General features: G+C 71.0%; 6 protein-coding genes and 1 tRNA gene. 3 read left to right on the plus strand and 4 right to left on the minus strand.

The genetic code is table 11. The features are described from left to right. The 3 genes from ACTIF1_RS26015 to ACTIF1_RS26025 are packed head-to-tail and all read right to left on the minus strand — an operon-like array spanning position 1 to position 4416. Positions 1 to 735, minus strand: coding sequence for a hypothetical protein (locus tag ACTIF1_RS26015; protein WP_439599381.1), 735 nt, complete (start codon positions 733 to 735; stop codon positions 1 to 3). Beyond that, entirely contained in the window at positions 732 to 3344 is a 2613-nt protein-coding gene (locus ACTIF1_RS26020; RefSeq protein WP_439599382.1) for an ATP-binding cassette domain-containing protein, read from the minus strand. The genes ACTIF1_RS26015 and ACTIF1_RS26020 overlap by 4 nt, the downstream gene beginning before the upstream one ends. Next, complete coding sequence (locus ACTIF1_RS26025) at positions 3328 to 4416, minus strand: ABC transporter permease subunit (RefSeq protein WP_439599383.1); 1089 nt, start codon at positions 4414 to 4416, stop codon at positions 3328 to 3330. The genes ACTIF1_RS26020 and ACTIF1_RS26025 overlap by 17 nt, the downstream gene beginning before the upstream one ends. 105 nt (positions 4417 to 4521) lie before the next feature. Here ACTIF1_RS26025 and ACTIF1_RS26030 point away from each other — a divergent pair, with 105 nt between their 5' ends. After that, positions 4522 to 6252: an extracellular solute-binding protein gene (locus ACTIF1_RS26030; RefSeq protein ID WP_439599384.1), complete on the plus strand. Its 1731-nt coding sequence runs from the start codon at positions 4522 to 4524 to the stop codon at positions 6250 to 6252. A gap of 37 nt (positions 6253 to 6289) precedes the next feature. Beyond that, positions 6290 to 6658, plus strand: coding sequence for a YunG family protein (locus tag ACTIF1_RS26035; protein ID WP_439599385.1), 369 nt, complete (start codon positions 6290 to 6292; stop codon positions 6656 to 6658). On the opposite strand, the gene ACTIF1_RS26040 is transcribed toward ACTIF1_RS26035, so the two are convergent. Then, positions 6648 to 8963: a TonB-dependent hemoglobin/transferrin/lactoferrin family receptor gene (locus ACTIF1_RS26040; RefSeq protein ID WP_439599386.1), complete on the minus strand. Its 2316-nt coding sequence runs from the start codon at positions 8961 to 8963 to the stop codon at positions 6648 to 6650. The two genes, ACTIF1_RS26035 and ACTIF1_RS26040, sit on opposite strands and share 11 nt — an antisense overlap. A gap of 247 nt (positions 8964 to 9210) precedes the next feature. Between ACTIF1_RS26040 and ACTIF1_RS26045 the strand changes: the two genes are divergently transcribed. Continuing rightward, a tRNA-Gly gene (locus tag ACTIF1_RS26045) sits at positions 9211 to 9285 on the plus strand. Positions 9286 to 9585: the final 300 nt, after the last annotated feature.

Genomic DNA, 9585 nt, shown 5'->3' on the forward strand with positions numbered 1-9585 from the left:
TCAGCCGAAGCCGGCCAGCGCCGCCTTCGCCGCCGCATCCAGCGGCCGCAGCACCAGCCCGGTCTCGGCGCCGGCCGCATCCAGCGCGACCAGCGCATCGGCCTCGCGCCGGAAGCCGGCGACGGAGCCACCGCGCAGATGCAGGTGGAAATCGGCGCGGATGATGTTCGCGTAGCCCATCACGCCCTTCACCTCCTCCACCTGGCCGCGCCAGGCCTGGCTGGCGCCGGCCTCGGCGAAGCGGATCTCCACCTGGCCACCGCTCGCGCGCAGCGCCTCCAGCGCCGCATTGCCGGCATCGGCCTCGGGCGCGGTCTCCGTGGGCGGCAGGTCGGGGCGGGGCAGCGCCTCCAGCTCCGCGCCCACATGGTCGCGCACCGCCGCGTCGTAGAGCTCCGCGCCATCCATGGCGATGACGGAGAGCAGCGTCACATCCGCCGCATCCTTGAATTCGAAGCGCGGATAGGACTTGCCGCGCATTGTGCTGCTGCGGTCGCCGACCACGCGCGCCACGCGGGCCAGGGCCAGCTCCGCATCATGCTGCGCGCCCTGGATGCGCAGCGTCTCCGCCGTGCAGGGCGCGGCGTCGATCACGCCGATGCGCTCATGCGTGGTGCCGCCGCCGCTGATGCCGACCATGGCGCGGCCGATGGCGGGCAGCAGGGCCGCGACCTCGGCCGGGCTGGCCTTCAGCAGGAAGCGCTTCGGCAGTTCGTCCGGGCTGGACTCGGTCATGCGGGAATCTCCTTCGGGGACAGGGGGCGGGCCAGCGGCCGGAAGCCGATGATGCGGCCGGCCTCCAGGCGCAATTCCTCATCGGCCAGGGCCGCGACCACGCGCGGGTCATGCGTCACCAGCAGGCAGGCGAAGCCCCGCGCGGCCTGCAGGCGGGCGATCAGGGCCAGCACCTCCGCCTCCACGCTGCGATCGAGGGCCGAGGTCGGCTCGTCCAGGATCAGCACATCGGGCCCCGCGATCAGCGCGCGAGCGATGGCGACGCGCTGCCGCTGGCCGCCGGAAAGTGCCGCGGGGCGGCGGCTGGCGAGCGCCGGGTCGAGGCCCACCTCCGCCAGCGCCGCGCGCACCCGCTCCGCCCGCAGCCGGGGGGAAAGGTTGGGCAGGTGCAGGACCAGCGGCTCGGCCAGGATGGCACCCAGCGTCAGGCGGGGCGAAAGGCTGCCGGCCGGGTTCTGGAACACCACCTGCACGCGCCGCCGCCAGGCGCGGCCCGCCGGCAGCGGGCGGCCATCCAGCAGCAGCGTGCCCTCCGCCGGCACCAGCCGCAGCAGCGCCATGGCGAGCGAGGTCTTGCCGCAGCCGGAGGGGCCGGTGACCGCAAGCGTCCGGCCGCGATGCAGGGTCAGGTCGATGCCGTGCAGCACCTGCCGCGCGCCATGGCGCAGGAAGATGCCGCGCGCGGCGAAGACCGGCGGGCCCGGCGGCGGCGGGCGGCGCGGCGGCGCGGGCTGCGGAACCAGCAGGCGGCCCAGGGCCGGCTCCAGCGCCGGCTGCCGCGCCGCTGCCAGCCCGGCCAGGGGAAGGTCGGCCAGGATGCGGCCCTGATCCATCACTGCGATGCGGTCCGCGACGGCGCGCGCGGCATCGACATCATGCGTGATCAGCAGCAGCGCCATGCCGAGGCGCCGGCGCAGCCCGTCCAGCAGCGCCAGCAGCGCGCCGCGCAGCGCGGCATCGAGCGAGGCGGTGGGCTCATCCGCGATCAGCAGCAGCGGGTTGCGGGCGATCGCCATGGCGATGACGGCGCGCTGCAGCTGGCCGCCGGAGAACTGGTGCGGCAGGGCGCGCGGCCGGTCGATGGGATCCGGCAGGCCGACCAGGGTCAGCAGTTCCGCCGCCCGCGCGCGCGCCGCGGCGGCGCCGAGGCCCGCGGTGGCGGCGGCCTCCGTCACCTGGCGCAGCACCGGGTGCAGGGGGTTGAAGGCGGCGCCGGGTTCCTGGAAGACCAGCCCGATGCGGTCCCGCAGCACGGCGCGGCGCGCCGGCTCCGCCAGCCCCAGAAGCTGCTGGCCGGCCAGGCGGATGCTGCCGGCGATGCGGGTGGCCTGCGGCGGCGCCAGGCCGGCGATGGCGAGGCCCGTGACGGTCTTGCCGGAACCTGATTCCCCCAGCAGCGCCACCGCCTGCCCGGCCTCGATCGTCAGGTTCACGCCACGAAGGGCATGGGTGGCGCCGAAATCGAGCTGCAGCCCGCGCACCTCCAGCACCGCATCGCCCGCCGGCAGCGCCAGGGGCACGACCTGCCGTCGGGCCGGGGCCAGGCGCGGGTCCATGGCATCGCGCAGATGCTGGCCGACCAGCGTCACCAGCAGCAGCAGGCCGCCCAGCGTGCCCACCGCGGCGGCGGCCAGCCAGGGCGCGTGCAGGTTGTTGCGCGCCTGGGCCAGCAGCTCGCCCAGCGAGGGCGTGCCTGGCGGCAGGCCGAGGCCCAGCAGGTCCAGCCCCGCCAGCATGGTCATGGCCCCGGCCGCCATGAAGGGCGCGACGGAAAGCGTCGGCGCCAGGGAATTGGGCAGGATATGGAGGCGGATGATGCGCAGCGGCGGCGCCCCCATGGCGATGGCGGCGCGGACAAAGTCCTGCCCGCGCAGTCGCAGGAATTCCGCCCGCGTCAGGCCGGCGATGCCCATCCACATGAACAGGGACAGCACGCCCGCCAGCACCCAGATATTGGGCGCGATGGCGCTGGCCACCATCATCAGCAGAAACAGCAGCGGCACGCCGCCCCAGATCTCGGTCAGGCGCTGCAGCACCAGGTCAGTCGCGCCGGCGAAATAGCCCTGGATGGCCCCCAGCGTCAGGCCGATGGCGAGGCTGAGGCCGGTGACGAGGACCGCGAAGCCGAGCGACAGGCGCAGCCCCCAGACCAGCCGTGCCAGCACATCCCGCGCCTGGTCATCCGTGCCGAGCCAGTGCTGGCGGGATGGCGGCGCGGGGGCGGCCTGCGGCAGGCCGGGGGCCACCGTATCCGGCGCAAAGCGGATCGGCGGCCAGAGCTGCCAGGCGCCGCGGGCGGCGAGCAGCGCCTGCACGGCCGGGTCATGGAAATCCGCCGGGATGGGCAGGCTGCCGCCCAGGCTGCGCTCCGTCGGCCGCTGCAAAGCGGGGGAGGAGAGGACGCCATCGATCAGCAGCAGCACCGGCCGGTCATTGGCGATGAATTCCGCCGGCAGCACCAGCAGAAGCACCAGCGCCAGCAGCCGCAGCGGCCAGGCGCGGAAGGGGCCCGCCAGGCCGGGTGCCGCGCGGCGCGGCCCGGCATGGCCCGGCAGGGGTGGGGCCGGCGGCGCGGCAACCGGGACCGCGGGCTCAGGAACGGCGGCCATCGAAGCCGATCCGCGGGTCGATCGCGACATAGAGCAGGTCCGAGGCCAGGTGCATCAGCAGGCCGAGCAGCGTGAAAAGCCAGAGCGTGCCGAAGATCACGGGGAAGTCGCGCGACAGCGCGGCATCGATGCCGAGCAGGCCGAGGCCCTGCAGGCCGAACAGCGCCTCGATCATCACCGCGCCGCTCGACAGCTCCAGCAGCAGCGCGGCAGGCAGGCCGGCGGCGACCACCAGCATGGCATTGCGGAAGACATGGCCGAAGAGCACGCGGCGCGGCGCCAGACCCTTGGCCTGGGCGAGCAGCACATAGGTCTTGCCCAGCTCCTCCAGGAACAGGTTGCGGGTCATCAGCGTGAGGGAGGAGAAGCCGGCCAGCACCATGGCGGCGACCGGCAGCACCAGGTGCCACAGCCAGTCCAGCAGCAGCCGCGGCCAGGAAAAGGTGGCAGCATCGGCGGAGAGCAGCCCGCCCGCCGGAAACCACTGCCAGAAGCGCCCGCCGGCAAAGACCACCAGCAGCGCCACGGCGATGACCATGGCCGGAATGGCATGCGCGCCCACCGTCAGCGCCGTCGCCACCCGGTCGAAGCGGCTGCCGCGGCGCACCGCCAGCGCGATGCCGAGCGGCACGGCGAGCAGATAGGTGAAGAGCATGGACCAGGCGCCGAGCGCGGCGGTGACCGGCAACCTCTCCCACAGCAATTGCGCCACGGGCCTGTCGAGGAACAGGGAACGGCCGAGGTCGAAGCTGACCAGGCGCTGCAGCAATAGCCAGAAGCGCTCGAGCGGCGGCTTGTCGAAGCCGAATTGCCGTTCGATCTCCGCCACCAGGCGCGGATCCATCCCCTCGCTGCCGCGGTAGCGCAAGGCGGGCTCGGGGGCCTCGTCGATGGCCTGGGCGCCGAGCGCACGCTCCGCCGCATCCTGCACATCGCCGGACAGCGTCGCGATCATATGCTCCACCGGCCCGCCCGGCGCGAGCTGGGCGACGAGGAAGTTCAGGGCCACGATCGCGAGCAGCGTCGGCGGCACCAGCAGAAGGCGGCGGAGGATGTAGCGGTGCAGGTGCATCTTGCCCCGGGGCGGCGTTGGTCGTGTTATATGAGAATGACTCGCAATTGCATATCTGCCCTGACCCTCCTGCCCCTGCTTTTCGGCGCCCCCTCCCATGCCGAAATGCCACGGGCAGATGCCATCGCCGCGCATGGGCGCCCTGCCCTGCCCCCGGGCTTCACGCATTTCCCGCATGTGAACCCGGATGCGCCCAAGGGCTGCACGCTGCGCATGGTGCAGCCCGGCACCTTCGACACGCTGAACCCCTTCACCCTGCGCGGCCGCATGGTGATGGGCGTCTGGAGCTGGACCTTCGACACCCTGCTGATGGAGAATCCGGACGAGCCGCAGGCCGCCTATGGCCATCTGGCTGAGCGCTTCGAGATCGACGCCGAGGCGCGGCTGGTGCGCTTCACCCTGCGGCCGGAGGCGCGCTTCGCCGATGGTACGCCGATCACGGCCGAGGATGTGGTCTTCACCGCGCAGCTTCTGGGGCGGGAGGGACGGCCGCATTTCCGCACGCTGTTCGAACATGCCGAGCCGGTGGCCGAATCGCCGCGCGTGGTGCGCTTCCGCCTGCCGGCCGGCGACCCCGCGACAGCCGTGCTGCGCCTCGGCACCGTGCAGATCCTGCCGCGGCATTATTGGCAGGGGCGCGAATTCGGCGCGCTGACCATGGAGGCACCGCTCGGCAGCGGCCCCTATCGTGTGGTGGAGGTCGAGCCGGGCCGCCGCGTGGTTTTTGCGCGCAACCGCGACTGGTGGGCGCGAGACCTGCCCACCGCGCGCGGCCGCTGGAATTTCGACCGCATCGAGATCACCTGGCACCGCGACCGCATCGCCGCCTTCGAATCCCTGCTGGCAGGCAATGCCGATTGGATGGTGGAGGCCGATACCCGCCGCTGGGCCGTGGGCTACGACACGCCGGCGGTGCGCGACGGGCGAATCCGCCGCGTGGAACAGCCGCACTGGTACATCACGGGCATGAACGGGTTCGGCTTCAACCTGCGACGTGCGAAGTTCGCCGATGCGCGGGTGCGGGAGGCGCTGACGACGCTGCTGGATTTCGAATGGGCCAATGCCGCGCTGTTCCACGGCAGCTTTCGCCGCACCGCCAGCTTCTTCGAGAATTCCCAGCTGGCCGCCCATGACCCGCCCGACGAGGCGGAGCGCGCGCTGATGGCCGATTTTGCCGAGTTGTTCCCACCCGAGGCCTTTTCGCGCGCCTGGCAGCCGCCGCGCAGCGATGGCAGCGGGCGGGACCGCGCCATGCTGGAGCGCGCGCTGGCGCTGTTCGATGCCGCCGGCTGGGCGCCGCGGGCCGACGGCCGGCTGGTACACAAGGAAACCGGCGAGCCCTTCACCCTCTCCGTCCTGGCGCAGAGCAATGCGCAGCAGGCGCTGGTCACCGTCTGGTTCCGCGCACTGCGCCGCATCGGCATTTCGCCGCGCTTCGAGATCCTGGATGCCTCCACCTTCGCCCAGCGCATCCGGGCCCGGGATTTCGACCTGGCCTTCCGCTTCACCATCCCGCCGGAATGGCCGGGGGCGGAGCAGCGCAACCTGTGGTCCTCCGAGGCCGCCACCCGGACGGGCAGCGGCAATCTGAGCGGTGTTGCGAACCCTGCGCTGGATGCGCTGCTGGACCGGCTGGTGGCGGCATCCGACCCCGAGACGATGCGCATCACGGCCCGCGTGCTGGACCGGGCGCTGCAATGGCAGTGGCTGGTGGTGCCGGCCTACTACAATCCGCTGCGGCGACTGGCGGTCTCCGACCGCTTCACCGCGCCGGACCGGCCACCGCGCTTCGGCTATGGCGACGAGGCCTGGTGGTGCCGGGACGCGGGCGAATAAAGCTTGCGCGGCCTGGCCGGGCTGCCAGGCTGTGGCCATGCTGCTCAGCCCGCCTGGCTTCGCTCGCCTGATCCGCGCCTGCTGGTCGATCCGGACAGCCAGCACCTTTCGCGCCGACAATCCTGCCCACGGCCAGTGCAGCGTGACCGCGCTGCTCGCGCAGGATGTGCTCGGCGGCACGCTCGCCAGGACCCGGATCGGCGAGGCCTGGCACTTCTACAATATCATCGAGGGCGTGCGGTTCGACTTCACCGCGGAACAGTTCGAGCGACCCCTCGCCTATGAGGATCGGCCCGCGACGCGCGCCGAGGCCTGGGCGGACACCACGCCGGGGCAGTACCGGGCGCTGGCGGAGGCTTTCCGGGACGCCGGATCGTGGCGCCCCGGGACGTGCCTCAGAAGGTGACGCGGGCGCCGACCCGGAAGGTGCGGCCGGGGGCCACCTGCAGTTCGATCGGGTTTGCCGCCTTGACGGAGTCGAGGGTGGCGCTGGAGACGCTATAGGTGGTGCCGCCGGGCGCCAGCGGCAGGTAGCGCGTATCGAGCAGATTGAAGATGCCGCCGTTCAGCTCGAGATTCGCCAGCGGCCGCCAGGAGGCCAGCATGTCGAAGACCTGGTAGGATTTCGGGTGGTAGAGCGTCGAGCTGCTGAGATTCGTCACCTCCGCCGCATAGGTGCCGTTCAGCGTGACGCTGGTGCGCAGGTCCGGGTTGTCATAGGTGATGCCGGCCGTCGCGGTCAGCGGCCGCGCGCCGTCGAAGCCGGTGCGGGCCGAGGTCGGCGTCGCGCGCTGCCGGCCTTCCTGCCAGGAGGCGGCGCCATTCAGCGTCCAGTCCCGTGCGAAGCGCCAGGCGCCGCTGAATTCCACACCCTGCACCGTCACCTCGCTGAGGTTCTGGTAGGTGTAGTCATTGGCGGTACCGGGAACGAGCACGAAGGACTGGATGAAATCGGTGTAGTCGGCGCGGAAGACGCCGAGGCTCGCATAGGCATTCGGCAGTTGCACGCGGATGCCGCCCTCGACGCTGCGCACTTCCTCCGGCCGCAGGTTGGGATTCGGGATGAGGTTCGATGAAGTGCCGGGCAGCGAGGTATAGAGCTGCTCCGCCGTCGCCTGCTTGAAGCCCTCGCCGTAGTTGGCATAGAGCGAGAAGACCTCATCCAGGCGCCAGATGGCGCCGAAGGCGAGCGACAGGTTGCTGTCATCCTGGTTGCGTGGCTCCGCGCCCACCACGGCCTTGTAGTCGCCATCCGGCCGCGGGCTGATTCGGGTGGTGGCGTAGCGCAGGCCGGGCACCAGGGTCAGCCGGCCACCGAAGAGCGTGATCTCATCCTGCAGGAAGCCGTCGAGGCGGCGCGTATCGGCATTGGCGAAGTTGAAGCCCGTGGCGCGCGTCACCGTGCGGACGCCGGTGTTCAGATTGGTGGTGATGTTCTCGCGCTGGTAGTCCGTCTCCGTCGTGCTGGCGGAGACGCCGTAGGTGAAGACGTGGCGCGTGCCGATAACATTGAGGCTGGAGCTGAGCTGCACCTCGCCCTGCAGCACATTCTCGGAATAGGTCGTCCGGTCAAAGGCGGTGGTATACTGGCCACTGGCGATCCGCTGCAGCCGGGTGCCAGTGCGCTCGATCTGCTGCGGCTGGTAGCCGGCCATGACGCGCACGGAATCAAGCCAGCCATACTCCGGACGCCATTCCGCATCCGTGGAGAACAGGCCGCGATCGATGGCCTGGCGGCGCTGATAATCGAGATTGGTGATGCCGCTGGTGGCCGAGGTCGGGCCCAGGTCGTAGCGCTGGTCCACATCCGTCACGCGCTGCATCACATCCGCCGTGACGCGCAGGCGGAAATTCGGAAGCGGATCCCAGACCACGCGAGCGAAGTAGTCGTCGGACGCGATACCCGTGGGGTTCAGCCGGTTGCAGGGCAGCGCGCCGGCGGCGGTGTTGCGCGTGCAGTTCCAGATGCCGTCGGGCGAGCGGGAATTGTTGCGCGAGGGCTCGCTGGCATCGCGGCGCTGGTAGGAGAACATCGCCGACCAGTCCTCCACCCGCGCGGCCACCGTGGCGCGGCTCTGCAGGCTGTTGTCGAGCGAGGAGAAGCTGGTGCTGACCTCACCGCCCCAGGTCTCGCCGGGGCGGATATAGTCCGAGGGATTGCGGGTGATGTAGTTCACGACGCCGCCCAGCGCATCCGAGCCATAGAGGACGGAGCCGGGGCCGCGCACCACCTCGACCCGGCTCATGTTCCAGGGGTCGACCACGTCGCGGGTATTGTCGGTGATGCGTTCGATGGTGCGGAAGCCGTCCACCACCGTCAGCACGCGGTTGCCGCCGACGCCGCGCACGGTGATGCCGCCGAGGCTGCCGAAGGGATCCGTGCTGGTGGTCTGGCGGTTGACCGTGACGCCGGGCGTGTAGCGGAAGACGTCCTCCGCATTGCGCGCCATCTGGCGGTCCAGCTCGGCGCCGGAGATGACGTCCACCGTCGCGGGCGTGTCCATCAGCCGGCGTTCATTGCGCAGGCCTGTGGTATTGACTGGCGGCAGCAGGGTGAGCGGCGGCAGGCGCACTTCCTCCGCCTGGGATGCGTTCGGGGCGGGCGCATCCTGCGCGCCGGCGGGGGCGGCGATACAGGCCGCGACGGTGGCGAGCAGCAGGGCACGGAAGGCGCTGGGCTGGTGCCTGGTTGGGCAGACTGGGACTGACATGGTGAGAACCCCCTCCTGGTGGAGGCCGGATGCAATTGCGAATCATTCGCATTGTCAATGTCACCTGAGCAGTTTGCTCGGATTTGGTCCTGCCCCGCCAATCCGGCCCGCCCACCCCACGCCCGCTGCGGCGCGGACCAGGCCCCGGCGCGCAGGCGGAGCGGGCTGAGCGGGCGCGGTGCGATTTAGCTGCCGGGGTGGCTTGCAATCCCGCTTCGGCATGGTAGGAAGCGCGCACCGACGGAGCGCGGGCGTAGCTCAGGGGTAGAGCACAACCTTGCCAAGGTTGGGGTCGAGGGTTCGAATCCCTTCGCCCGCTCCAGTCGGTTTTCCAACCTCACGTTTTCCATTCGCCGTCGGCGCCCTCAACCGCAGGTCTCCTGGGGGTTCCGCGGCGGGGGCTTGAGGGTTGGAGAATGCAACGAACCCGAAAAACTCTTTCCATAGCGCGAAGAGTCTCCAAAGCTCGGGACTTGGGCGATTGAGTCTACAAGCCTGAAACCAAGGAAAATGGCCGACCTCCGGGCACGCCCCTCGCTTGGGGTTGGGGGTGCGACCGCTCGGGCGATCGCCGCCCGGTTCCAACCCCTCGTCGTAAGGCCCGAGCCTCCCCGAGAAGAGC

It is taken from the genome of Falsiroseomonas sp., from assembly GCF_051860665.1.
Lineage (GTDB): Bacteria > Pseudomonadota > Alphaproteobacteria > Acetobacterales > Acetobacteraceae > Falsiroseomonas.